General features: G+C 67.6%; 23 protein-coding genes. 8 read left to right on the top strand and 15 right to left on the bottom strand.

All coding sequences use genetic code 11. The annotated features are described in order from the left end of the window. Positions 1 to 84: 84 nt before the first annotated feature. Genes V7S63_RS21355 through V7S63_RS21335 form a run of 5 tightly spaced genes read right to left on the bottom strand, consistent with a single transcriptional unit; the run spans position 85 to position 4,790 of the window. On the bottom strand, positions 85 to 1,266 hold the full coding sequence (locus tag V7S63_RS21355) for an enolase C-terminal domain-like protein (protein WP_336531686.1): 1,182 nt from the start codon (positions 1,264 to 1,266) through the stop codon (positions 85 to 87). A 10-nt stretch (positions 1,267 to 1,276) separates the two neighbouring features. Continuing rightward, positions 1,277 to 2,551 carry a TRAP transporter large permease gene (locus V7S63_RS21350; RefSeq protein ID WP_336531685.1) on the bottom strand — a complete coding sequence of 425 codons (1,275 nt, stop codon included), beginning with the start codon at positions 2,549 to 2,551 and terminating at the stop codon, positions 1,277 to 1,279. A 5-nt stretch (positions 2,552 to 2,556) separates the two neighbouring features. Then, complete coding sequence (locus V7S63_RS21345; protein WP_091833701.1) at positions 2,557 to 3,069, bottom strand: TRAP transporter small permease; 513 nt, start codon at positions 3,067 to 3,069, stop codon at positions 2,557 to 2,559. Between the two features lie 9 nt (positions 3,070 to 3,078). Beyond that, complete coding sequence (locus tag V7S63_RS21340; RefSeq protein ID WP_336531684.1) at positions 3,079 to 4,077, bottom strand: TRAP transporter substrate-binding protein; 999 nt, start codon at positions 4,075 to 4,077, stop codon at positions 3,079 to 3,081. Positions 4,078 to 4,130: 53 nt separating this feature from the next. Further along, positions 4,131 to 4,790 carry a GntR family transcriptional regulator gene (locus V7S63_RS21335; RefSeq protein ID WP_100960879.1) on the bottom strand — a complete coding sequence of 220 codons (660 nt, stop codon included), beginning with the start codon at positions 4,788 to 4,790 and terminating at the stop codon, positions 4,131 to 4,133. A gap of 461 nt (positions 4,791 to 5,251) precedes the next feature. On the opposite strand from V7S63_RS21335, the gene minC reads away from it, so the two are divergent. From minC to minE, 3 genes are read left to right on the top strand one after another with little or no spacing between them, the layout of a single operon-like run. After that, positions 5,252 to 6,001 carry a septum site-determining protein MinC gene (gene minC, locus V7S63_RS21330; RefSeq protein ID WP_100960877.1) on the top strand — a complete coding sequence of 250 codons (750 nt, stop codon included), beginning with the start codon at positions 5,252 to 5,254 and terminating at the stop codon, positions 5,999 to 6,001. Positions 6,002 to 6,036: 35 nt separating this feature from the next. Further along, the gene (minD, locus tag V7S63_RS21325) at positions 6,037 to 6,852 is read left to right on the top strand and encodes a septum site-determining protein MinD (protein WP_091833692.1); all 816 of its coding nucleotides are present in this window, start codon (positions 6,037 to 6,039) and stop codon (positions 6,850 to 6,852) included. Beyond that, positions 6,849 to 7,112, top strand: coding sequence for a cell division topological specificity factor MinE (minE, locus tag V7S63_RS21320; protein WP_091833689.1), 264 nt, complete (start codon positions 6,849 to 6,851; stop codon positions 7,110 to 7,112). The genes minD and minE overlap by 4 nt, the downstream gene beginning before the upstream one ends. 40 nt (positions 7,113 to 7,152) lie before the next feature. Here minE and V7S63_RS21315 read toward each other — a convergent pair whose 3' ends face one another. The 4 genes from V7S63_RS21315 to V7S63_RS21300 all read right to left on the bottom strand — a co-directional run bounded on the left by V7S63_RS21315 (position 7,153) and on the right by V7S63_RS21300 (position 13,293). Next, complete coding sequence (locus V7S63_RS21315; RefSeq protein WP_100960875.1) at positions 7,153 to 7,566, bottom strand: (R)-mandelonitrile lyase; 414 nt, start codon at positions 7,564 to 7,566, stop codon at positions 7,153 to 7,155. An 87-nt stretch (positions 7,567 to 7,653) separates the two neighbouring features. Further along, positions 7,654 to 11,013: an error-prone DNA polymerase gene (locus V7S63_RS21310; protein WP_100960873.1), complete on the bottom strand. Its 3,360-nt coding sequence runs from the start codon at positions 11,011 to 11,013 to the stop codon at positions 7,654 to 7,656. Beyond that, a complete protein-coding gene (locus V7S63_RS21305) occupies positions 11,010 to 12,545 on the bottom strand; it encodes a Y-family DNA polymerase (protein ID WP_336531683.1) in 1,536 nt (511 codons plus the stop codon). The genes V7S63_RS21310 and V7S63_RS21305 overlap by 4 nt, the downstream gene beginning before the upstream one ends. Then, positions 12,463 to 13,293, bottom strand: a complete 831-nt coding sequence (locus tag V7S63_RS21300; RefSeq protein ID WP_091833677.1) for an ImuA family protein — start codon at positions 13,291 to 13,293, stop codon at positions 12,463 to 12,465. The genes V7S63_RS21305 and V7S63_RS21300 overlap by 83 nt, the downstream gene beginning before the upstream one ends. Before the next feature lie 173 nt (positions 13,294 to 13,466). On the opposite strand from V7S63_RS21300, the gene V7S63_RS21295 reads away from it, so the two are divergent. The 3 genes from V7S63_RS21295 to V7S63_RS21285 all read left to right on the top strand — a co-directional run bounded on the left by V7S63_RS21295 (position 13,467) and on the right by V7S63_RS21285 (position 16,629). Next, complete coding sequence (locus tag V7S63_RS21295; protein WP_336531682.1) at positions 13,467 to 14,468, top strand: DUF808 domain-containing protein; 1,002 nt, start codon at positions 13,467 to 13,469, stop codon at positions 14,466 to 14,468. A gap of 68 nt (positions 14,469 to 14,536) precedes the next feature. Then, complete coding sequence (locus V7S63_RS21290; protein ID WP_336531681.1) at positions 14,537 to 15,511, top strand: AEC family transporter; 975 nt, start codon at positions 14,537 to 14,539, stop codon at positions 15,509 to 15,511. A 20-nt stretch (positions 15,512 to 15,531) separates the two neighbouring features. Next, complete coding sequence (locus V7S63_RS21285) at positions 15,532 to 16,629, top strand: NADH:flavin oxidoreductase/NADH oxidase (protein ID WP_336531680.1); 1,098 nt, start codon at positions 15,532 to 15,534, stop codon at positions 16,627 to 16,629. Between the two features lie 162 nt (positions 16,630 to 16,791). Here the strand turns inward: V7S63_RS21285 and V7S63_RS21280 are convergent, their stop codons facing one another. The 6 genes from V7S63_RS21280 to epmA all read right to left on the bottom strand — a co-directional run bounded on the left by V7S63_RS21280 (position 16,792) and on the right by epmA (position 21,094). Continuing rightward, positions 16,792 to 17,100, bottom strand: a complete 309-nt coding sequence (locus V7S63_RS21280) for a DUF1330 domain-containing protein (protein ID WP_091833665.1) — start codon at positions 17,098 to 17,100, stop codon at positions 16,792 to 16,794. Positions 17,101 to 17,102: 2 nt separating this feature from the next. Further along, the gene (locus tag V7S63_RS21275) at positions 17,103 to 17,390 is read right to left on the bottom strand and encodes a DUF1330 domain-containing protein (protein ID WP_100962854.1); all 288 of its coding nucleotides are present in this window, start codon (positions 17,388 to 17,390) and stop codon (positions 17,103 to 17,105) included. A gap of 36 nt (positions 17,391 to 17,426) precedes the next feature. Beyond that, on the bottom strand, positions 17,427 to 18,134 hold the full coding sequence (gene pyrF, locus V7S63_RS21270) for an orotidine-5'-phosphate decarboxylase (protein WP_336531679.1): 708 nt from the start codon (positions 18,132 to 18,134) through the stop codon (positions 17,427 to 17,429). A gap of 119 nt (positions 18,135 to 18,253) precedes the next feature. After that, positions 18,254 to 18,928, bottom strand: coding sequence for a DsbA family oxidoreductase (locus V7S63_RS21265; RefSeq protein ID WP_336531678.1), 675 nt, complete (start codon positions 18,926 to 18,928; stop codon positions 18,254 to 18,256). 40 nt (positions 18,929 to 18,968) lie between these two features. Then, positions 18,969 to 20,033, bottom strand: coding sequence for a lysine-2,3-aminomutase-like protein (locus V7S63_RS21260; protein ID WP_336531677.1), 1,065 nt, complete (start codon positions 20,031 to 20,033; stop codon positions 18,969 to 18,971). Beyond that, positions 20,030 to 21,094 (bottom strand): EF-P lysine aminoacylase EpmA, encoded by a 1,065-nt coding sequence (gene epmA, locus V7S63_RS21255; protein WP_336531676.1) that lies wholly within the window; start codon positions 21,092 to 21,094, stop codon positions 20,030 to 20,032. The genes V7S63_RS21260 and epmA overlap by 4 nt, the downstream gene beginning before the upstream one ends. A gap of 132 nt (positions 21,095 to 21,226) precedes the next feature. Between epmA and efp the strand changes: the two genes are divergently transcribed. Both efp and V7S63_RS21245 read left to right on the top strand, forming a co-directional pair. Beyond that, positions 21,227 to 21,796, top strand: coding sequence for an elongation factor P (efp, locus tag V7S63_RS21250; RefSeq protein WP_091833646.1), 570 nt, complete (start codon positions 21,227 to 21,229; stop codon positions 21,794 to 21,796). 92 nt (positions 21,797 to 21,888) lie between these two features. Next, positions 21,889 to 22,407: a DUF1993 domain-containing protein gene (locus V7S63_RS21245; RefSeq protein WP_091833642.1), complete on the top strand. Its 519-nt coding sequence runs from the start codon at positions 21,889 to 21,891 to the stop codon at positions 22,405 to 22,407. Positions 22,408 to 22,441: the final 34 nt, after the last annotated feature.

The raw sequence follows: 22,441 nt of genomic DNA, 5'->3' as shown, positions 1-22,441 counted from the left end.
GCGGAACGAGCGGGCCGCGAAGCCCTGCTCCACTGCAGTGATATCATCGAATCCCCGGTGCGAAAGACCGCGCCGATGCGCGGTCTACAGCTTGAACACCTCCCGCGCCGTCTCGTGGGCGCGGATATAGTCCCAGTCATAGGTGACGCCGAGCCCGGGGCCGGTCGGGACCGGGAAGCAGCCATCCTTGTCGACGCCATCAAGCTGGTCGCTGTAGCCGCAGGCATAGACCGGCGGCACCGCGTTCGGGCAATCGGGTCCGACCAGCGCGAGCTCGTAGAAATTGGTGTTGCGGGTCGCGGCCATGCAGTGGCGGTGGGCCGGGCCACAGGCATGGATCTCGACATCGACGCCGAAGGCCTCGGCGAGATGGGCGATCTTCATCGCGCCGGTGATGCCAAGATCGTATTCCGGATCGGAGCGCAGCGCGTCGGTGCCGCCATTGATCAGGAAATCGGCCTTGGGCTCGAAGCCGCGCAGATACTCGGTCTGGAGGATCGGCGTCTTCAGCATCTCGCGCAACTTCTTGTGGGCGAAGGCCGAGACGCCGCAATCGCGCATCGGGTCCTCGTACCAGAAGTAATTGCCCTCGTCGCAGGCGCGCCCGACATAGAGCGCGTCGGCGAAGGTCCTGAGCTCGTTGGCCGGGTCGAGCATCAGGGTCATGCGGTCGCCGACGGCTTTTGCGACATGCAGGACGTTGGCGGCCTCCTCGCGCGCATCGCCATCATGCCAACCATGGACCTTGAAGGCGCGATAGCCGAGATCGTAGCAGGCCTCGGCGAAGTCGACGAAGGCCTCCTTGCTGTCGAGCCCACCATTGCGGTCGCCGTGATAGGTCGAAGCATAGGTCTTGAGCTTGCTGCGGAAGCCGCCGAGGAGCTGCGAGACCGAGGCACCGAAGCGCTTGCCGGCGAGGTCCCAGAGCGCGATGTCGATCGGCCCGATGCCCATGCCGTCATGCTGGCGCAGTTCCCGCTTCATGTCGTTCCAGATCTCCTCGCGGTGATCGGGATCGCGGCCGAGGATGTTGGGCGCCAGCGAGAGCGTCTGCGCCATGGTGGCGCGGGTGCCGCCCCAATGCATGACATATTGCCCCTCGGCTCCGTCCTCGCTGCGGATGACGACGGCGAACTTGGTCAATTCCAGCTCGGAATTGGGCTTGTAGCCGATATTGTAGACGGCGCGCGCGTTCTCGGCCGAGCGGCCGAGATTCCTGCTCTTGAACGAGAACTCGACGATCTCGACTTCGCTGATCCTGGTCATCGGAATTCCCTTAGAAGCCGGCGACACGCGGCAACCAGAGGCTGAGCGCGGGCACGTAGGTGATGATGGCGAGCGCCACGACAAGCGCGATCAGGAAGGGCCAGAGCTCGCGGAAGAGCGGCCCTAGCCTGACTTTCGTGATCGCCATGGCGACGAAGCAGAGCACCCCGACCGGCGGCGTCACCTGGCCGATGACGAGGTTGACCAGGAGCACGATGCCGAAATGCACGAGGTCGATCTGCAACGAGGTCAGCAGCGGCAAGAGGATCGGCACCAGGATGATCATGATGGCGATCGTCTCCATGAACATGCCGGCGATCAGCAAGGCGATGTTCAGGATCAGCAGCACAACCAGCGGGTCGGTCGAGATCGACTTCATGAAGTCGGTGACGAGCTGGGGCGCCTGGTCGACGGCGAGGATCCAGCTGAAGGGCGAGGCCGCCGCGACGATGGCGAGGATGACCGCCGTCTCGCGCGCCGTGCCGACCAGGATCGCCGGCAGATCGGCGAGCCTGATCGAGCGGTAGACCAGCATGCCGACGACCAGCGAATAGGCGGCGGCGACGCCGGCGATCTCGGTCGCGGTGAAGAGCCCGGCGCGGAAGCCGACGATGATCAGCACCGGCATCAGCAGCGCCAGCGAAGCGTATTTGAACTCCGTCCAGAGATTGCCGAGCGAGAAGGCGCCAGCCGCGCGGAAATCGCGCTTTAAGGCCAGTATGGCGATGGTCGCCATGATGCAGGCGGCCATGACGAGGCCGGGGATGATGCCGGCGACGAACAGGCTGCCCAGCGAGATATTGGCCTGCCAGGCGTAGACCACCATCAGGATCGAGGGCGGGATGATCGGCCCGAGCGTGCCGGCTACGGCCGAAAGCGCCGCGCCGAAGGCCCGCGGATAGCCCATCTTCTCGAGTTGGGGCACGAAGACCCGCGCCGCCGCGGCGGTATCGGCGACCGAGGAACCTGAGATGCCGGAGAGGAAGACCTCGCCGACGACCAGCGTATGCGCCGGGCCGCCGCGGATATGGCCGACCAGCGCCTTGGTGAAGCTGAAGAGGCGCTCGGAGATGCCGGACGCATTCATCAATGAGCCGGCGAGTGTGAACAGCGGGATCGCCAGCAGCGGGAAGGACTGCACGCCGGCGACGATGCGCTGCGCGGCGACCGTGAGCGGGATACCCTCAATGAAGATCACCAGCAGGGCCGAGCCGGCCATGGCGATCCAGATCGGCGTGCCGACGACGATGAGCAGCGCGAAGGCGCCCAAGAGCAAGGTCACCATGGCCGCTACTCGCGCGTCGTGATGTCGGACCAGAGCGCCCCGGCGGGCCCCTCATCCAGCAGGTTGCGCAAGAGATGCAGCAGCGAGAGCGCACTGCCCACGAAGAGCGGCGCGATCATCCAGCCGGCCGAGATGCCGAGCATCGGCGTCAGATTCGGCAGCTCGCGCTGGAGATAGCGCCAGGAGAACAAGGTCAGCGTGCCCAGCACCGCCGCCGTCGCCAGGAAGGCGAGGAGGCCGAAGGCGCGGGCGAGCCAACGCGGCGCGAACATCACGATGACGTCGATGATGATGTGCGTGCGGGCATGGAAGGCGCTGGCGATGCCAAGGAAGACCATCCAGGCGAAGAGCAGCAGGATGAGCTCCTCCGACCAGGTCAGCGGATCGCTCAGCACATAGCGGAAGACCACGGCGGCGCAGACCAGCGTCGCGATGGAGGCGTGGAGCACCACCAGGGCAGCGTCCTCGACGCGGCTCGACCAGTCGTCGAGCCGCCGGATCAAAGTGAGGCCGGTCATCGGGCCGGATTAGCGCTTGCGCTGCGTTTCGATCGCCGCGAGCACGCGGTCGAGATGCGCCTTGCCCCAGCGCCCTTCCATCGCGGTGGCGACGACCTTGGACTTGGCGGCGAAGGCATCGCGATCGACATCCTCGACGATCTTGGAGCGACCGGACTTGCGGATGTCCTCCAGCATCGAGGCCTCGCGCTTCTGCTGGAGATAGGTGTTCATCGCCGAGGCGCGGGCGGCCTCCGCGAACAGCACCTCGCGATGCTCGGGCTTGAGCTTGGCGAGGCTGTCCTTGTTGATGACGATCATGTTGTTCTGGAGCATGTGCTTGGTCATCGCGACATAGCCCTGCACTTCGTAGAACTTGCGCGAGAAGATCGTCGGGATCGGATTCTCCTGCCCGTCGACGGTCTTCTGCTGGAGCGCGGTGTAGACCTCGCCGAAGGGGACCGGCGTCGGCGCCGCGCCATAGGCCTTGATCATCTCGACCCAGACCGGACTCTCCGGCACGCGGATCTTCAGCCCTTGCAGGTCTTCAGGCTTCTTCACGGCGCGGTCGAGCGTCGTCATGTTGCGCCAGCCCCAGTACCAGATGCGGGTCACCGGCACGATGTTGTGCTTGTCGCGCAACTCGTCGAACACGGGATCGAAGGCGTCGGAGCGGATGATCGCTTCGGCCTCGCTCCAGTCCTTCCAGAGGAAGGGCCCGCTGGGGATTTCCAGCGCCGGCACCAGCGAGGAGGCTGCCGCCATCGACGGCGCGGACAGGTCGAGCGCGCCCTCCTTGACCTGCTTGAAGAGATCGACCTCCTTGCCGAGCTGTTCGGCCGGGAAGACCCGGATGGTGACGGCGCCGCCGGTACCCTTGTTCACCCGCTCGGCGAACTCCTGGAAGAGTTCGCCGGCGATCTCGGCGGTGGTGTTGGCGTGGCCGAAGCGCAGGGTCTGCGCCTGCGCCGCGCCGGCGATCAAGCTGCCGGCGATCAAGGCCGCGGCGGCGATGCGTCTCAGGATCATGCGTGTCCTCCCTGGTGTTGAACCGGGCCGTTTTCGGCCTCGGGGCGTTGCGGCTATTTGATCAATCGCTCGTAGGATCCTTCGAGATGCAGGCGCATGGCCTGCGCTGCCGCATCGGGATCGCCGGCTTCGAGCGCGTCGACGATGCGGAAGTGTTCCTGATGGGTCAGGCCGACATCCTGCTCGCGCGTCAGGTAAAGCCGCGAGATGTGCAGGTGAAAACGCAGGTCGTCATGGCTCTTGAGCGCGACCTGGTTGCCGGCGGCCTGCAGGATGATGCGGTGGAAGCGGTCGTCCGCCTCGGTGAAGCCGCGATGGCTGCGATATTCGCGCGACGGCTCGCCCGCCATCATGGCCGCGACCTCATCGCGCAGCGCCGCGATGACGTCCGGCCCAGGCCTGCTCCGCGCCGCCTGCGCTGCGGCCCAAGGCTCGATCACGCCGCGGAAGCTGTAGACGTCCTCGTAATAGCGGCGGTCAGGCAGCGGGGCCGTGGCAAAGCCGATGAAGGGCTCGGCCTTGACCAGCCCCTCCGCCACGAGCCGGGCCAGCGCCTCGCGGATCGGTGTCGAGGAGACCTGAAGCTCGCGTGCCAGCCCGTCGACATTGAGCTTTTCGCCCGGCGCATAGGCCTGGTCGAGGATGCGCTCCTTGATCGCCTCGTAGACCTGGTCGCCGAGCACGACCCGCTCGATCTTGCGTGCGCCGTTCAAAATTCTGCATCCTGCATCTTGGATCGTGCATGATTTTGAAATGAACTCTCAGGGGAGTCAATCCGTTCGGTGACGGACAGCACGGCGCCTGACCGATCGCTCGCCCGAGCCTCTGAGCTGACCTGGTCGCACGATTCGGGTCAGCTCAAGCCTCGCCGCTTATCCGTCGTCACGGATGCGCAGACACATGACAAAACGCAGCATTCACAGCAGCCATCAGCCTTTTCAGGCAGTGGAGGGCCGCACCGGTGCTCATGCGGCACGACGAGCCCCCACAACGCTCGCCCCGCCGCCCCCAGCTTCGCGCTCCCGCGCAGAAACCATGGTAATCCATTGATAATAAATGAATTTTTTGACTTCTCTCAGAATCTGGCGAGACGGTCCCTCAGGAAAGCGCCCCAAGGATTTACCTCTCGTTAACCATTCGATTCCTACATCTGGGGAACCGAAAATTTACCAAGATGACCGCCGTGTTAACCCAACCCCGGCCGATCCGCCTCAAGGGGCGCTCCTATCTCGCGTTGACGCTGACACCCGAGCTGCCTTTCGAGGACTGGCTGGTGCGGCTCGACGATCTCGCCGGCCGCTCCGCCGGCTTCTTCCTGCGGCGGCCGGTCGTGCTGGACGTCGAAGGGCTGGAGATCGACCGTGCCCAGCTGCGCGACCTCGTCGGCAAGCTCGGCACCCGCAATGTGCGGATCATGGGCATCGAGGGCGCACGTCCCTCGATGCTCGGGGCCGACCTGCCGCCGGCCATGTCGGGCGGCAAGGCGACCGGCGACATCGAGGAGCCTATTGCCGCGCCGGTCAAAGAACCCCCTGCTCCCGCTGCGGTCGAGAGCGTGGCGGAGATGCCCGCCGCGCCGCTGCCGACCACGGGCGCGCCCGCCTCGCTCGTCGTGACCCAGCCGGTGCGCTCGGGACAGTCACTCTTCTCCGAGGGCGACATCACCATCATCGGCTCGGTCGCTTCCGGCGCCGAGGTCATCGCCGGCGGCTCGATCCACATCTACGGCACGCTGCGCGGCCGGGCGATGGCCGGCACGCTCGGCAACGCCGCCGCGCGCATCTTCTGCCGCAAGCTGGAGGCCGAGATGGTCGCCATCGACGGTTTCTACAAGACGGCGGAGGACCTCGAGTCCACTCTGCGCGGCAAGCCCGTCCAGTTCTGGCTTGAAGGCGAGACCTTCACGGCCGGGTCACTGACCTGAAACGACAGCACGTCCACCGGAACTAGGAGAGGTCAATGGGCAAGGTCATCGTGGTCACATCGGGCAAGGGCGGCGTCGGCAAGACGACGTCCTCCGCCGCCCTGGGCGCAGCCTTGGCGCAGAACGGCGACAAGGTCGTGGTCGTCGACTTCGATGTCGGCCTGCGCAATCTCGACCTGATCATGGGTGCCGAACGGCGGGTGGTCTACGACCTCGTCAATGTGATCCAGGGCGAAGCCAAGCTGACGCAGGCGCTGATCCGCGACAAACGGGTCGAGACGCTCTATCTGCTGCCGGCCTCGCAGACGCGCGACAAGGACAACCTCACCACCGAAGGCGTCGAAAAGGTCATCGGAGCGCTCAGGACGCATTTCGACTGGGTGATCTGCGACAGCCCGGCCGGCATCGAACGCGGTGCCACCCTCGCCATGCGCCACGCCGACATCGCGATCGTCGTGACCAATCCGGAAGTCTCTTCGGTGCGCGATTCCGACCGGATCATCGGCCTGCTCGATTCGAAGACGGTGAAGGCCGAGAATGGCGAGCGCATGGAGAAGCACCTGCTGCTCACCCGCTACGACCCCGCCCGGGCCGAGCGCGGCGACATGCTGAAGGTCGACGACGTCCTCGAGATCCTGTCGATCCCGCTGCTCGGCATCATCCCAGAGAGCATGGACGTGCTGCGCGCCTCCAATATCGGCTCGCCCGTCACCCTGGCGGACGAGCGCAGCGCCCCGGCGCTGGCCTATTTCGACGCAGTGCGCCGGCTCAAGGGCGAGAGCCTCCCCGTCACCATCCCCGGCGAGAAGCGCGGCTTCTTCGGCAAGATCTTCGGAAGGAAAGCGGCATGAACCTGCGTCGTCTCTTCTTCCGCACCCAGTCGGCCCCGGCCGCGCGCGAGCGCCTTCAGGTCCTGCTGGCCCATGAGCGCCTCTCGGCAGATGGCGCCGACCTCGTGACCAAGCTGCGCGACGAGATCCTGCAGGTGATCGCCAAGCATGTGCAGCTCGACAGCGACAAGGTCAGCGTCCGCATGGAGCGCGGCGCCCAGGTCTCGACGCTGGCCGTCGACATCGAGATCCCGTTCGACGCGGGCAAGAAGGCGGCCTGAGGGCCGCCTTTTCCTTTGATATCGCAGGCCTTTGCCGGCCTCACATCACCGCCGGGCCACGGCCGTCATATTCGGCATCGGTGACCTTCTCCAGCCAGTCGACGACCTTGCCCTCCTTGGCCTCCTGCACGGCGATATGCGTCATCGCCGTCTCCGGCCCGGCGCCGTGCCAGTGCTTCTCGCCCGGCGGGAACCAGACGACATCGCCGGGCCTGACCTCCTCGACCGGCCCGCCCCAGCGCTGCACGCGGCCGAAGCCGGCGGTGACGACCAGTGTCTGGCCGAGCGGGTGGGTGTGCCAGGCCGTGCGCGCGCCGGGCTCGAAGGTGACGCTGGCGCCCTGCACGCGCTCGGGTGCATGCGGATTGAACAGCGGATCGATGCGGACGGTGCCGCTGAACCAGTCGCCAGGGCCTTTCGCCGATGGCCGGGTTCCGGCGCGGATGATGTCCATGGGCTGTCTCCTTGGGCCTGCGGTCGTCCTGAAAGCTGAAACGGTAATCTAGTCACGTCCGTGCCCGGATTGAATGGGCCGGCGCCTTCAATGGAAATCGCGGGATTTCGGCAGGATGCGGACATTGCGGGGATGGCGACCCCGCGGGATCTGCGGATGCTTGAACTCGTCGGCGCGGGTCAGCACGATCTCGGCGCGGTGCGTGTCGGAGAGGCCGAGCAGCTCGGCCGAGCGGTCGAAGACGCGCTTGGCCATCAGATGGGTCACGCCCTCCGGGCTCTTCTGTACCCTGCCCTCGACCAGGAGCAGCCGCGCCGCCATGACCTCACGGCGGAAGCGCTCGAAATCGCGGGCCCAGAGCACGACATTGGCGATGCCGGTCTCGTCCTCCAGCGTGATGAAGATGGCATTGCCCTTTCCGGGTCGCTGGCGCACCAGCACGACGCCGGCGACGCTGGCCCAGGCACCATCGCGCATTGCTGACATCTGCCCGCAACTCGCGATGCGCTCGCTGGCGAAGCGGGCGCGCAGAAGACCCATCGGATGGCCCTTCAGCGAGAGCCGCGCCGTCTGGTAATCGGCGACGACGTGCTCGGCGAGCGGCATCAGCGGCAGCGCCATGGTGCGTTCCGCTCCGAGCTCGCGCGCCTGCGCCGCCTCGAACAGCGGCAGGGCCTCGTCGTCCGGCAGGCGGCGCACTGCCCAGAGCGCCTCGCGCCGGTCGAGTCCTAGCGAGCGGAAGGCGTCGGCATCGGCGAGCAGGCGCATGGCACGGGCCGGCAGGTGCGCCCGGCGGGCGAGTTCCTCGACATCGCGATAGGGCTCGGTCCGGGCTTCGACGAGGCGCTCCGCCCAATCCTCCCTGAAGCCGTCGAGCTGGCGCAGGCCGAGGCGCAGCGCCCAGGGGCTTTTCCAGCCCGGCCCTCCCGGCTCCAGCAGATTGTCCCAGGCGCTGGAATTGACGTCGATCGGCCGCGGCTCGACACCGCCATTCTCCTGCGCCTCGCGGACGATCTGCGCCGGGGCGTAGAAGCCCATGGGCTGCGAATTCAGCAGCGCCGCGGCAAAGATCGCGGGATGATGGCGTTTCAGCCAGGACGAGACATAGACGAGCTTGGCGAAGGATGCGGCGTGGCTCTCGGGGAAACCGTAGCTGCCGAAGCCCTTGATCTGCTCGAAGCAGCGCTGGGCGAAATCGCGCTCATAGCCGCGTTCGACCATGCGCTCGACCATCAGCGCCTCGAAATGGCCGATGGTGCCGACATTGCGGAACGTCGCCATCGCCTTGCGCAAGCCGTTGGCTTCGGGGTCGGTGAACTTCGCCGCCGTCATCGCGAGCTGCATCGCCTGCTCCTGAAAGAGCGGCACGCCGAGGGTGCGCTTGAGAACCTGGCGGAGTTCGTCCGGATGATGGGGGGGCGCCGGCGAAGGGTAGTCGACCTGCTCGATGCCCGCCCGCCGCTTCAGATAAGGATGGACCATGTTGCCCTGGATTGGGCCGGGGCGGACGATCGCGACCTGGATGACGAGATCGTAGAGTTCGCGCGGCTTCAGGCGCGGCAGCATGTTCATCTGCGCCCGGCTCTCGACCTGGAAGACACCGAGCGACTTGCCTTCGCAGAGCATGTCGTATGTGGCCTCATCACCGCCTTTGATGTCGGCCAAGGCGTAGCTTTTGCCCTCCTTCTGCGCGATCAGTTCGAAGGCCTTTCGAATGCAGGTCAGCATGCCCAAGGCGAGCACATCGACCTTCATTAGCCCCAACGCGTCGATGTCGTCGCGATCCCATTCGATGAAGGTGCGGTCCGCCATCGCGGCCTTGCCGATCGGCACGGTCTCGTCGAGGCGGCCGCGCATCAGCACGAAGCCGCCGACATGCTGCGAGAGATGACGCGGGAAGCCGAGCAGGCGCACGGCGAAGTGCACCGCCCGCGCGATCACCGGATTGTCGGGGTCGAGCCCGGCCTGGCGGATCTGGGTGCGGGTGATGTCGGAGCCCCAGCTGCCCCATTGCGTCGAGGCGAGGCGGGCGGTGACGTCCTCGGTCAGCCCCAGCGCCTTGCCGGCCTCGCGCATGGCGCTGCGGGGCCGATAATGGATCACCGTCGCGGCGATGCCGGCGCGCTCGCGGCCATAGGTCTTGTAGATCCACTGGATCACCTCCTCGCGGCGCTCATGTTCGAAATCGACGTCGATATCGGGCGGCTCGCTTCTTTGCTCGGAGATGAAGCGGGCAAAGAGCAACTGGTATTCGTTCGGATCAACGGAGGTGATGCCGAGCGCGTAGCAGACTGCGGAATTCGCAGCCGAGCCTCGTCCCTGACAGAGAATGCCTTCGCTTTCGGCGAATTCGACGATCTGGCGGATGGTCAGGAAGTAGCGGGCGTAGTCGAGCTTGCCGATCAGGACGAGCTCGTCATCGACCTGGCTTTGCACCTTCTCCGGAATGCCGGCTGGATAGCGCATCGGCAGGCGCCGGCGCACCAGTTCCTCCAGCCAACCCTGCGGCGTCCAGCCGGGCGGGACCGGCTCGTCCGGATACTCGTATTTCAGCTCCTCAAGATCGAAGTCGATGCGGCCGAAGAGGTGCTGCGTCTCCTCGATCGCCTCCGGCGCCTCTTTGAAGAGCCTCGCCATCTCCTGTGGCGGCTTGAGATGGCGCTCCGCATTGACCTCGAGCAGGCGGCCGGCCTTGTCGATCGTCGTGCCCTCGCGGATGCAGGTCATGAGGTCCTGCAGGTCGCGCTGCTCGGGAGCGTCGTAGAGCACGTCATTGGTGGCGATCAGCGGGGTGCGGGTCGGGGCCGCGATGCTGCGGAGACGGGCGAGGCGGCGGCGGTCGTCGCCGCGGCGCGCCATGGTCGCGGCAAGCCAGACCGCCCCGGGGGCGGCTGCATCGAGCCGGGCGAGGACCTCCGCGAGCCCGTCCAGCCGGCGCTCCGGCATGACGATCAGCAGGAGGTCGCGGGCATCGTGCAGCAGGTCGTCGAGGGAAAGGATGCACTCGCCTTTGGCGCCGCGCAGATTGCCTGTAGTGAGCAGGCGGCAGAGCCTGCCCCAGCCGGCGCGGTTGGCGGGATAGACGACGATGTCCGGCGTGCCGTCGGCGAAGACGAGGCGGCTGCCGGTGGCGATCTTGAAGGCCTTCGCCATCGCCTGGAGCTGCGGCAAGGTGAAAGGCAGATCGTCGAAGGCCGGGTTCTCGACCCAGATATATTCGCCCGGGCTGCCGCCCTCGCGGATCTTCTCGGGGGCCAGCACGCCGTCCTCGCGCAGGTCGCGCAGCGCGGCCCAGGCCCGCACCACGCCGGCGACCGTATTGCGGTCGGCGATGCCGAGGCCCGCCTGTCCGAGCAAGAGCGCGGTCATCACCAGATTCGGCCCGGGCGAGGCGCCGCGCAGGAAGGAGAAGTTCGTCGCAGCGACGGGCTCAGCATAGATGGTCATGCGAACAGCCCGTGCAGATACCAGCGCGGCGCGGTCGTCTCGCGACCATAGAGGCCGGCGCGGTAGAGCCAGAAGCGACGCCCTTGCGCATCCTCGACGCGATAATAGTCGCGCGTGTGCTCACCCGGCCCATCGCGCCACCAGTCCGGCGCGATCCGCTCCGGCCCCTCGGCCCGGGCGATCTCATGCAGCACGCGCCGCCAGCGGAAACGCAAAGGCGGGCCATCGGGCACCTCGGCCAGGGTCTCGACCGGCTGGGGCGGCTCGAAGAGCTGGAGCGGGCGGGCCGGCGGCTCGTCTGGCTGGGCAACGGGCCAAGGCAGCGCCTCGTTCGACTTAGCTGCGGCTGGGACAAGCGCAGCCTCCTGCTCAGGCTGATGGCTGTCCCGCGCGACGAAGCGCAAGACGCGCTCGCGGCCGAAGCGAGTAACAAGACGATCGACGAGATCGGCGACCGCCTCCTCCTCGACGGCGCGCCCGTCGAGGCTCGCCTGCGGCGTGCCGAGGGGCTCGCAGACCGGCACAGCGAGCCTGATCGCGTCATAGCCGAAGCCGGGGTCGAGCGGGTCGGCCAGGCTGTCGATACGCTCGCGATAGAGCCGCAGGATCGCGGCGACGTCGCGCGAGGGCCGGCCGGTCTCCAGCTGAAGCCGGCGCACGGCGCCGTCGCTGCGGAAGAAACTGACCTCGAAGGCGCGGCCGCCCTCGCCGCGGGCCTCGAGCAGGCGACCGGCCTCGCCGAGCAGGTGGGCGACGATCTCCTCAAGCCCGTCGGTATCCTGCAAAGGATCGGGGAAATGGCGCTCGACCACGCAATCGGGCGGCGGACGCAGGGGCGTGATCCGGGCATCCTCATGGCCGAGAACGCGGCGCAGCTTCGTGACGAGCGCCTCGCCGAAGCGGGCGGCGAGCGTGTGCGAAGGGCGGCCGGCGAGATCTCCCAGCGTCTTCAGCCCGGCACGCGACAAGGCGATCACCGTCTCGGACGAAGCCTCCAACGCGGAGACCGATAGCGGCAGCGTGCGCTGCTCATCCTCGCCCGGCAGCGAGATGGCGCAGCGACCGAAGCGGGAGAGGGCGCGCGCCGCCTGCGGCGTGCCGGCGATGCTGGCGAAGACAGTGAGACCGAGCCAATCCATGCTGCGGCCGACGCGCTGGCGCAGCGCCGCCTCGCCGCCGAAGAGATGGGCGCAGCCAGTGATGTCGAGCACGAGCCCATGCGGCGGATCGAGCGCGACGAGCGGGGTGAAGCGATCGCATAGTGCGGCAAGCCATTCGATCAGGCGCCGGTCGGCAGCCGGATCAGCCTCGACCACTGTCAACTCGGGGATACGGGCGCGGGCATCGGCCAGGGTCAGGCCGCGGGTCAGGCCAAGCTTGAAGGCGCGCTGGTCGCAATCGGCGAGACGCAGCGCACCGCGATCCTTCTCGACCAGGACGAGCGGACGCTCATCCGGCCCGGCGGAGCCCCGGCGGCGCAGGCGCTCGCTCGCCAGATAGGGAAACCAGAGGGCGAGATAGCGGCGCTGCATATCCCGCTCCATTCTTGCTGCCTCCCTCGCTCCCGATCCTGTCCCGGAAACATCGCTCGTCACGGTTCCACTCCACACGCCACTCACGCTCACCCAGGCCGCCGCGATGGCGCAGCAGCCGCAATCCGAAGGCGGGATCGCCCGGCGCCTCCGCCTCCCGCGCCCGCGACGGCAAGGGGCGCACCTGCCAGCGCGTGCTGGCGGCGCTGGGCTGCGGCTCTGCCGCCACCCGCAGCAGCAAGGTCAGGACGCCGGACGCCTCCGCCGCCAGCGCGAGGCGCCGACTGGCGGTCAGGTCGAACTGGCGCGGCGCGCCCCAGGGCTCGATCAGGGTCGCCCCGAGCGCGGCGCAACGTGCCGCTTCCGCGCCGGCCCGCAGCGCGCCCTCGCCATCCCGGACCCGGACCAGCAGGATCTGCGCGGGATCGAGCCCGAGCTCGGCCAGGCCCGGCGGATGCAGCTGTCCGGCCTCGGCATCGAGGAAATCCTGCCGGACCCAGAGCACTGGCCGCGAGCCGGCAGCGCGCAAAGCCAGCGCCGCGGCGAAGCCCGTGGCGGCGGGCAGGTCGGCCCCGGCCGCGGCGTAGACCTCATGCAAGGCGGCGCGCGCGATCCCTCCCCCCAGCGGCTCGTCCAGCGAGGGCGATCCGAACGCGACCCGCTCCACCGGCGAAAGCTCGCGCGCCAGCCCCGCCAGAGCGAGGCTCTGCCGTAAGGCTGTCAGGGATCGGGTGGAGGCGTCTGCCATAGGGTCACATGTTCACTTTTTGTTCCAGTCATAAAGCGACTCCAAAACGCGCCGGAGTCAAGTCCGCATCCGCTTCCGCTTGCCTGCGAGCGGCTCGCTGCTGTCATATCGGGGCAAATCGGATCACCTATCCGCTGTGCGCCGCAAGCCCGCGGCCTCGCCTGGAGACCGCCATGAGTTCGGGACTGTTCGCCCTTCTCGACGACGTCGCAGCCCTGGCCAAGGTCGCCGCGGCCGCGCTCGACGATGCCGCCGCGCAAGCGACCAAGGCCGGCGCCAAGGCAGCCGGTATCGTCATCGACGACGCAGCGGTGACCCCGCGCTACGCGGTCGGCTTCGCGGCGGAGCGCGAATTGCCGATCATCGGCAAGATCGCGCTCGGCTCGCTGAAGAATAAGCTCATCTTCCTGCTGCCGGCGGCGCTGGTGCTCAGCCTCGTCGCGCCCTGGGCGATAACGCCGCTCTTGATGGCGGGCGGCGCCTATCTCTGCTTCGAAGGCTTCGAGAAGGTCTACGAGCTCGTCGTACCGCACGCGCATCACGACGAGGCCGCCGGCGAGGGCGGCACCGATATCCTCGACGCAAAGCAGCTCGAAGACCAGAAGATCGCTGGCGCGATCAAGACCGACTTCATCCTCTCGGCCGAGATCATGGCGATCACGCTCTCCGGCGTTACCGACTCGTCCTTCTGGATGCAGGCGCTGGTGCTGGCCGTGGTCGGCCTCGGCATGACCGTGCTGGTCTATGGCGTCGTCGCCCTGATCGTGAAGGCGGACGATGCCGGCGTCGCGCTGGCGCGCAGCAGTATCCTCCCGATCCGGCTCCTCGGGCGCGGCCTCGTCACCGGCATGCCGCCCTTCCTCAAGGTGCTGAGCGCGGTCGGCACGGCGGCGATGCTCTGGGTCGGCGGCGGCATCATCATCCATGGCCTCGCCGGCTATGGGCTCGCCGGGATCGAGCATGCCATCCATGCCGTCGCCGTCGCGGTCGGAGGCGCCTGGCCGGCGCTCAAGGGTGCGCTCGAATGGCTGACCACGGCGGCCGCCTCCGCGGTTTTCGGACTCGTCATCGGCGGGCTCTGCCTCGTCGGCATGCATTTCGTCGTCGAGCCGGTGCTGAAGGCGCGGCGTGGCAGCGGCACGAAGACTGCCGCCGCCGAGGCGAAGCGGCATTGAGCGCCGCCCAAGCGCAGGCCCCATGCGTCTGCGGCAGCCGCGCGCCTTGCTGAAATCTGCTAGCGCGATTGGACAAGCCCGTCGCGCGGGCAACCGGTCCGTTCATGCTGCAATTCCTCGCCACCAGTACGCCCTTCTTCGCGGTGATCGCGCTCGGCGCCTTCACCGCCTGGCGCAGCCTGTTCGCGGCCGACACAGTCAGGGTGTTCAACACATTCGCCTTCATGGTGGCGACGCCGGCGATGGTCCTGCGGGTGATGTCGCGCCAGCCGATCGCGGAATTGTGGAACGGCGTCTTCTTCGCCGCTCTCGCCCTGATCGGCGTCGCGGTGCTGGCGCTCGCGATCCTGCTGCAACGGCGCCTGCTCGGCCTGCCCTTCCCCAACGCGGTGTCACGCGGCCAGGCACTGGTCGGCGGCAATTTCGCCTTCCTCGGCATCCCGCTGATGCTCGCCTTCCTCGGCGACAGCGCCGCGGCGCCGATTGCGATCGGACTGATCTGCGACACCGCCCTGATCGTGCCGCTCTCGATCGGGCTGATCGAGGCCGGACGCGGCCAGGGCTCGCCACTTGCGATCGCGGCCAGGCTCGTCCGCGGTACGATCGTCAACCCGTTCATGCTCTCGATCATGGCCGGGATCGCACTGTCGCTGAGCGGGGCCGCGCTGCCTGAGCCGGTCGACCGGTTCCTGCTCTTCCTCGGCGCCTCGGCCGCGCCGGTCGGCGTCTTCGCGCTGGGGATCGCTGCCTTCCAGTGGAGCCGGCAGGGCAGGCTGCCCTTGCGCGGCGTGCTGCCGCTGGTCGCCGGCAAGCTCATCCTGCACCCCCTGCTGACCTGGGTCGTGCTGGCGCTGGTCCTGAAGCTCGATCCGTTCTGGGTCCAGGCCGGCGTGCTCTATGCGGCGCTGCCGATCGCGGCCAATGTCTTCGTCATTGCCGAACGCTTCGACACCGGCAGCCGCCCGATCGCGGCTGCGATCGTGATCTCGACCGCCGCAGCCGCCCTCACCTTCCCCCTCGCAATCTGGCTGATCTCGCCCTGAACGCCAGCCCGGAGACATCCATGCCAAGCCAGCTCTTCCAGCCCTTCGACCTCGGCGGCCTGCACCTGTCGAATCGGATCGTGATCGCGCCGATGTGCCAGTATTCGGCCGAGGAGGGCTCGGCGACCGACTGGCACCTGATCCATCTCGGCAACCTCGCCCTGTCGGGCGCCGGGCTGCTGATCATCGAGGCGACCGCGGTCGAGCCCGAGGGGCGGATCAGTCCGGACGATCTCGGCTTATGGAGCGATGCGAACGAGGCGGCGCTGGCGCGCGTGCTTGAGGGTATCCGGCGCCATTCCGAGATGCCGATCGGCATCCAGCTCGGCCATGCCGGCCGCAAGGCCTCGGTCCATTCGCCCTGGACCGGTGGCGGGCAACGCCCGCTCGAGGATCGCGGCTGGCAGACGCTCGCACCCTCGGCCTTGCCGATGCAGGCCAAGGACCGGCCGCCGCTGCCGCTCGACGCCGCCGGGCTGAAGCGGATCCGCGAAGCCTTCGTCGCGACGGCGCGCCGGGCCGTGCGGCTCGGCCTGCAGGCGATCGAACTGCATTGCGCCCATGGCTATCTCTTGCACCAGTTCCTGTCGCCGCTCGCCAACCAGCGTGACGATGCCTATGGCGGCTCGCTGGAGAACCGCATGCGTTTCCCGCTCGAGGTCTTCGATGCGGTGCGCGAGGCGGTGCCGGCCGCGATCCCGCTCGGCGTGCGCGTCTCCGGGACCGACTGGGTCGAGGGCGGCTGGGACATCGGCCAGACCGTCGCCTTCTCGGAGGCGCTGAAGGCGCGCGGCGTCAGCTTCATCCACGTCTCCAGCGGCGGCGTCTCGGCCGCGCAGACAATCGCGCTGTCGCCGGGCTATCAGGTGCCGCTGGCCCGGGCGGTGAAGGCGGCGACGGGCGTGCCGACCATCGCGGTCGGGTTGATCACCGATTACGAGCATGCCGAGGCAGTGGTCGCCGGCGGCGATGCCGACATGGTCGCACTCGCCCGCGGCATCCTCTACGATCCGCGCTGGCCCTGGCATGCCGCCGCCCATCTCGGCGCCAGCGTCAAGGCGCCGAAGCAGTATCTGCGCTCGCAGCCGAGCCGCTTCCGGACGCTGTTCGAGAGTTGAAACGTCGCCCTGCCAACACAAAGGCAGTCATCCCGGACAAGCGGCGAAGCCGCGCCGATCCGGGATCCTTCCGGAGCCTTTCCGATAGAGGTTCCGGAATGGGTCCCTGGCCTCCCTCCGGTCGCCCGGAACGACTAGAGGGTTTGAATGCGCGGACCGGACTCAATCGCCCGGCTGCGCGCCCTCATAGCCCTCGATGATGACGAGATCGACCGGGCCGACCTTGGCGAGATGCTGCACCGCCGCCTGGTATTCCGGCGAATCGTAGCAGGCGCGTGCCGTCTCGATGTCCTTGAACTCGATGACGACGTTGTGCTTGCGGCCCTCGCCGCGGGCGAGCTTGTACTCGCCGCCGCGGACGACGAACTTGCCGCCGTATTTGGCGAAGGCGATGGCGTTGAGCGAGCGGTAGGTGGCGTATTCCGACTCGTTCTGCACGTCGACGCGGGCGATCCAGTAGCCTTTCGCCATGGTCACGCCCCCTCGACCGCGATCAGGTCGATCTCGCCGGCGCCCTCGCGCAGCTTGCGCGCCTCGCCATATTCGACCGAAAACAGATAGGCCTTGGCCGCCGCGTAATCGGGAAATTCGAGGACGACGTTGCGAGCCCGGCCCTCGCCCTCGCCGACCGACATCTGGCCGCCGCGGACCAGAGGCGTGCCGCCATACTGCTTGATCACCTCGGAGGCTTTCGCGGCATAGACCGCCCATTGCGTCGCATTGGTCACCTTGGCGCGACCGATCACATATCCCTTGGGCATTGCCGTATCCGTATCCGATGGAAAGGAGGCGGGAGATTATGCGGCGCCGGCGATCTCGTCCATGACCGCAGCCGCCGCTGCACGCGGGTCTGCCGCGCGGATGATGGGACGCCCGACGACGAGGTGGTCGGCGCCGGCGCGGATCGCCTCGGCCGGGGTGAGCGTGCGCTTCTGGTCGCCGGCGGCGCTGCCGGCCGGCCGGATGCCGGGGGTGACGATCGCCATGTCGGGGCCGATGACGTCGCGGACGATCTCGGTCTCGGCGGCGGAGCAGACGATGCCGTCGACGCCGGCGGTGCGGGCCTGCTGGGCGCGCAGGCGCACGAGATCGCGCACCGCGAGCCCATAGCCGGCATCCCTGAGGTCGCCATCGTCATAGGAGGTCAAAGCGGTGACGGCGAGCAGCTTCAGCGCCGCCTCGCCGCGGCCCTCGACCGCGCCGCGCATGGTCTGCGGATAGGCGTGCACGGTCAGGAAGGTGACGCCGAGCTTGGTCAGCGATTCCACGCCCTCGGTCACCGTGTTGCCGATGTCGTGCAGCTTGAGATCGAGGAAGACCTTCTTGCCTTCGGTCACGAGCTGGCGGGCAAGGTCGAGCCCGCCAGCGAAGGCGAGCCGATAGCCGATCTTGTAGAAGCTCGCGCCGTCGCCGAGCGTCGAGACGATGCGATAGGCGTCCCAGACCGTCGGCACGTCGAGCGCGACGATCATGCGGTCCCGGAGATCGTTGATCTTCTGCGTCATCGCTCTGCCCTCCGCCTGCTACCGGGTGAAAGGCACGATTCGAGTGCTAGCGCAAGGATTTCTCATTTTTGAGACGGATCTTTTTTTCGACCCGGCGGCTAAGATCACTCCGGAACGCGTCAATCATCCTCGTCATGAGGCTTCGCCGCCAGCACCTGCGCAAACACCTGCGTCCAGACCTCCGGCGGCTGCGCGCCCGACACCGCGAGCTTGCCGTCAACAATGAAGAAGGGCACGCCGGTGACGCCGACCTTCTGGGCATGGGCTTCCAGCCCGATAATGGTCTCGCGCAATTCGTCATTGGCGAGCTCGTCGCGCGCCGCCTGCTCGTCGAAGCCCTGCTCGCCGGCGATCGCGACCAGCGTCTCGAGGTCGCCGATATCGCGCCCATCCTGCCAATAGGCCTTGAACAGCGCCGCGGTCATCTCGCCGCCGCGCTGCACGGTCGCTGCGGCGGCGACGAGCATATGCGCCATGCGGGTGTTGACGCTCTTCGTCACCTTGGCCCAGTTGAAGGTGACGCCGCTCTCCAGCGCCGCCTCGGACAGGCGCAGTTCGATCTCGCGGCGCTTGCCGGGGCCGAACTTGCCGTCGAGATAGGCGGTGCGGTCCATGCCACCAGCCGCCATCTCCGGATTGAGCTCATAGGGCAGCCAGGTGATGGCAACCCGCTCGGTCAGATTATGGTTGGCGAGCGCGGTCTCGAGCCGGGCCTTGCCGATGAAGCACCAGGGGCAGGCGATGTCGGAAACGATCGCGAGCGGCAGCTTGTCGGGCGCGGAGGGGGTCAGCATGGTCTTCGATCCTTCGCGGAGCGCCGCGGCGGGGCTTGCGTCAGACCGGCGGATAGGCATGGAGCTCGCCATGGCGATCCTCCGCGAAGCCGTGCGCGCCGGGCGTCTCGCAGCCCGAAAGGAAGGCGGGTCCGACCGGGATCTTGCCGGCCCCGCCTGGGATGTCGAGGATATAGGTCGGCTGGCACAGGCCGGAAAGGTTGCCGCGCAGGCTTTTGACGAGCGCCTGCCCTTCCGCCAGCGAGAGCCGGAAATGCGAGGTCCCCGGCGCGAGATCAGGATGGTGCAGGTAATACGGTTTGACCCGGTTCTCGACGAAGGCCCGCATCAGCGCCGACAGCGTCTCGATATCGGCGTTGACGCCCTTGAGCAGCACGCTCTGGCTGATCAGGACATGGCCGGCATCGGCGAGGCGCGCCAGCGCTGCCTTCGAGTCCGCGGTGAACTCGCGCGGGTGGTTGGCGTGGACGGCGATGTAGCTCGCCTTGCCGGAAATGCGCAGCGCGCGGGCATAATCCTCGGTGATGCGCTCGGGCTGGACCATCGGCACGCGCGTATGCCAGCGCGCCACCTTGATATGCGGGATCGCGGCAAGACGCCTGGCCACCTCGCGCACACGGCGGGCGGAGAGGATCAACGGGTCGCCGCCGGTCATGATCACCTCCCAGATCTCCGGACAGGAGGCGAGATAGGCGAGCGCGGCGTCGAGCTTGTCGCCGGTCAAGGCATCGCCGCCGGGGCCGACCATCTCGCGGCGGAAGCAGAAGCGGCAATAGACCGGGCAGGCATGGACCAGCTTGAGCAAAGCCCGGTCCGGATAACGATGGACCACGCCCTCGACCGGCGAATGCGCCTCGTCGCCGATCGGGTCGGCCCGTTCTTCCGGTAAGGTCGTCAGCTCGGCCGAAGCAGGGATGAACTGGCGGGCGATCGGATCGGCTTCGTCGGCCGGATCGATCAGCGCCGCGATCGCCGGCGTCACCGAGACGGCGTAGTGCTTGGCCACCTCGGCCAGGGCCGCGCGCCGCTCAGGCGCGACGAGGCCGCGCTCGACGAGGGCGTCGAGCGTCTTCAGCGGCTGGCCGGGCGGCTGATGGATCGTCATCGCCCTCCCCTGCCCGGTTCCGCGACCGGCGTCCAGAGCACATCCTCGATCCGGCGCGCGCCGGTGGCGAGCATGACCAGCCGGTCGAACCCAAGCGCGATGCCCGACGCCTGCGGCATCACCGCAAGCGCCGCAAGGAAGTCCTCGTCGACCGGATAGCGCTCGCCATAGATGCGCTGCTTCTCGTCCATATCAGCCTCGAAGCGCCGGCGCTGCTCGGCCGGGTCCGTCAGCTCGCCGAAGGCATTGGCAAGTTCGACCCCGCAGGCATAAAGCTCGAAGCGCTCGGCGACGCGCGGATCGCCGGGCTTCGGCCGGGCCAGCGCCGCTTCCGAGATCGGGTATTCGCACAGGATGGTGGCGCGGCCGCGACCGAGCTCGGGCTCGATCCTCTCGGAGAGGATGCGGCTGAAGATGTCGGACCAGTTGTCGTCCTCGGCAACCCGGATGCCGGCTTCAGCGGCATCGGCCGCCAGCGCCGGGCGGTCGAGATAAAGGTCGGCCGCGATCGTGCGCTTGAGATCGATGCCGGCATGACGGCGAAAGGCATCCTGCACGGTCAGCCGCTCCGGCGCCGCGAACGGGTCGACCTCGGCGCCGCGCCAGCGCAGCATGCTCGCCCCGGCCGCGCGGGCCGCCTCGGCCAGCAGCGCCGCGCAATCCTCCATCAACGTCTCGTAATCCTCCCCGGCGCGATACCACTCCAGCATGGTGAACTCCGGATGGTGGAGCGCCGAGCGCTCGCGATTGCGGAAGACGCGCGCGAAATCGAAGAGGCGCGGCTCGCCGGCCGCCAACAGCTTCTTGGCGGCGAATTCGGGCGAGGTGTGCAGGTAGTAGGGGTGGCCGGCGCCGGCATCGTCGATCAGCGAGGTCGAAAAGCCGTGCAGATGCGTCTCGTTGCCGGGCGAGAGCTGCAGGATCGCGGCCTCGACCTCGATGAAGTCGCGCGCCTCGAACCAGCGCCGCAGCGCAGCCTTGATCCGCCCGCGCGCCAGCAGCGCGGGGCGCCGGTCGGCATGGATGTCCGGCCGCCAGAAGGGCGGATAGCTCTGGCTCATCACATCTCTCTATAGCGAAAGCCATGCAAACCGGCCTGCGCGCTTCCGTTTGCGCCTCGAATGCGGTAGTGGCGCGGCACAGGACTTCGCATAGCGCGCGGATGAAGCCCGCGCCAGCCAAGGAAATCACACGTGGTCAAGGTCATCGCCTCCTCCGTCCGCAAGGGCAACGTCCTCGAGCTCGACGGACATCTCTGCACGGTCATCTCGGCCGAGAGCTTCTTCCCGGGCAAGGGTACGCCGACGACGCAGATCGACATGCGCCGCATCTCCGATGGCGTGAAGATGACCCAGCGCTACAAGACGACCGAGCAGGTCGAGCGCGCCTATGTCGAGGATCGCGACTTCACCTATCTCTATCAGGACGGCGAGCAGTACGTTTTTATGAACCCCGAGACCTACGACCAGATCCCGGTCGATGGCGATGTCGTGGGCGACATGGCTCCCTATCTCCAGGAAGGCATGAAGGTCTCGCTCTCGGTGTTCGAGGACCGGGCGGTGGCGATCGAGCTGCCGCAGCGCGTCACGGTCGAGGTCGCCGAGACCGAGCCGGTGACCAAGGGCCAGACGGCCTCCTCCTCCTACAAGCCGGCGATCCTGACCAATGGCGTGCGCACCGCCGTGCCGCCGCATATCGGAGCGGGCACCCGCATCGTGGTGATGACCGCCGACGGCTCCTATGTCGAGCGCGCCAAGGACTGACGCCGTACGCCGCTGACAGCGGCGGCGAAGCCTTATATCGGTGATGACAGCGGGCCCTTTCCGGGCCCGTTTTCGTTGGTGAGGACTTCTCGATGCCGCTTTCCGCCTATGACGCCGTCTTCCCCGGTTTCATCCAGACCCTGAAGGCGCTCGACGCCATCCTCGACAAGGCGACGGCGGAGGCCTCCCAACGCAAGATCCAGCCGGAGGTGCTGCTGTCGAGCCGGCTCGCCCCGGACATGCTGTCCTTCACCCGGCAGGTCCAGCTCATGTCCGATTTCGCCAAGAACGCGGCAGCGCGGGTGAGCGGGGCGGAGAACCCGCGCTTTCCCGACGAGGAGAAGAGCTTCGAGGAGCTGAAGGCGCGGATCGCGAAAACGCTCGACTTCATCGCCTCGGTCGACAAGGCGGCGCTCGATGCCGGGCTCGACAAGGATGTGACCTTCCCGCGCGGCCCCTCGGCGACCGTCACGATGAAGGGCGCCGACTATCTCACGCGCTTTGCCCTGCCGAACTTCTATTTCCACGCTACGACGGCCTACGACATCCTGCGCGAGAACGGCTTCCAGATCGGCAAGCAGGACTTCCTGAAGGGCGTGTTCGACGCCTGAGGCTTGGCGCCGTCAACATCCGGGATCCATGCCT

The sequence above is a fragment of the Allobosea sp. CCNWLY174 genome (genome assembly GCF_037120455.1).
Classification (GTDB): domain Bacteria; phylum Pseudomonadota; class Alphaproteobacteria; order Rhizobiales; family Beijerinckiaceae; genus Allobosea; species Allobosea lupini.
The sequence above is the reverse complement of the archived record's forward strand: the minus strand, read 5'-3'. Positions and strand labels throughout refer to the sequence as shown.

Bases quoted from the DNA above. Each gene is read 5' to 3' on its own strand.
- V7S63_RS21355 (WP_336531686.1), bottom strand. From the start codon at position 1,266: ATGACCAGGATCAGCGAAGTCGAGATCGTCGAGTTCTCGTTCAAGAGC.
- V7S63_RS21350 (WP_336531685.1), bottom strand. From the start codon at position 2,551: ATGGTGACCTTGCTCTTGGGCGCCTTCGCGCTGCTCATCGTCGTCGGC.
- V7S63_RS21345 (WP_091833701.1), bottom strand. From the start codon at position 3,069: ATGACCGGCCTCACTTTGATCCGGCGGCTCGACGACTGGTCGAGCCGC.
- V7S63_RS21340 (WP_336531684.1), bottom strand. From the start codon at position 4,077: ATGATCCTGAGACGCATCGCCGCCGCGGCCTTGATCGCCGGCAGCTTG.
- minC (WP_100960877.1), top strand. From the start codon at position 5,252: ATGACCGCCGTGTTAACCCAACCCCGGCCGATCCGCCTCAAGGGGCGC.
- minD (WP_091833692.1), top strand. From the start codon at position 6,037: ATGGGCAAGGTCATCGTGGTCACATCGGGCAAGGGCGGCGTCGGCAAG.
- minE (WP_091833689.1), top strand. From the start codon at position 6,849: ATGAACCTGCGTCGTCTCTTCTTCCGCACCCAGTCGGCCCCGGCCGCG.
- V7S63_RS21315 (WP_100960875.1), bottom strand. From the start codon at position 7,566: ATGGACATCATCCGCGCCGGAACCCGGCCATCGGCGAAAGGCCCTGGC.
- V7S63_RS21310 (WP_100960873.1), bottom strand. From the start codon at position 11,013: ATGACCATCTATGCTGAGCCCGTCGCTGCGACGAACTTCTCCTTCCTG.
- V7S63_RS21305 (WP_336531683.1), bottom strand. From the start codon at position 12,545: ATGCAGCGCCGCTATCTCGCCCTCTGGTTTCCCTATCTGGCGAGCGAG.
- V7S63_RS21300 (WP_091833677.1), bottom strand. From the start codon at position 13,293: ATGGCAGACGCCTCCACCCGATCCCTGACAGCCTTACGGCAGAGCCTC.
- V7S63_RS21295 (WP_336531682.1), top strand. From the start codon at position 13,467: ATGAGTTCGGGACTGTTCGCCCTTCTCGACGACGTCGCAGCCCTGGCC.
- V7S63_RS21285 (WP_336531680.1), top strand. From the start codon at position 15,532: ATGCCAAGCCAGCTCTTCCAGCCCTTCGACCTCGGCGGCCTGCACCTG.
- V7S63_RS21280 (WP_091833665.1), bottom strand. From the start codon at position 17,100: ATGGCGAAAGGCTACTGGATCGCCCGCGTCGACGTGCAGAACGAGTCG.
- V7S63_RS21275 (WP_100962854.1), bottom strand. From the start codon at position 17,390: ATGCCCAAGGGATATGTGATCGGTCGCGCCAAGGTGACCAATGCGACG.
- pyrF (WP_336531679.1), bottom strand. From the start codon at position 18,134: ATGACGCAGAAGATCAACGATCTCCGGGACCGCATGATCGTCGCGCTC.
- V7S63_RS21265 (WP_336531678.1), bottom strand. From the start codon at position 18,928: ATGCTGACCCCCTCCGCGCCCGACAAGCTGCCGCTCGCGATCGTTTCC.
- V7S63_RS21260 (WP_336531677.1), bottom strand. From the start codon at position 20,033: ATGACGATCCATCAGCCGCCCGGCCAGCCGCTGAAGACGCTCGACGCC.
- epmA (WP_336531676.1), bottom strand. From the start codon at position 21,094: ATGAGCCAGAGCTATCCGCCCTTCTGGCGGCCGGACATCCATGCCGAC.
- V7S63_RS21245 (WP_091833642.1), top strand. From the start codon at position 21,889: ATGCCGCTTTCCGCCTATGACGCCGTCTTCCCCGGTTTCATCCAGACC.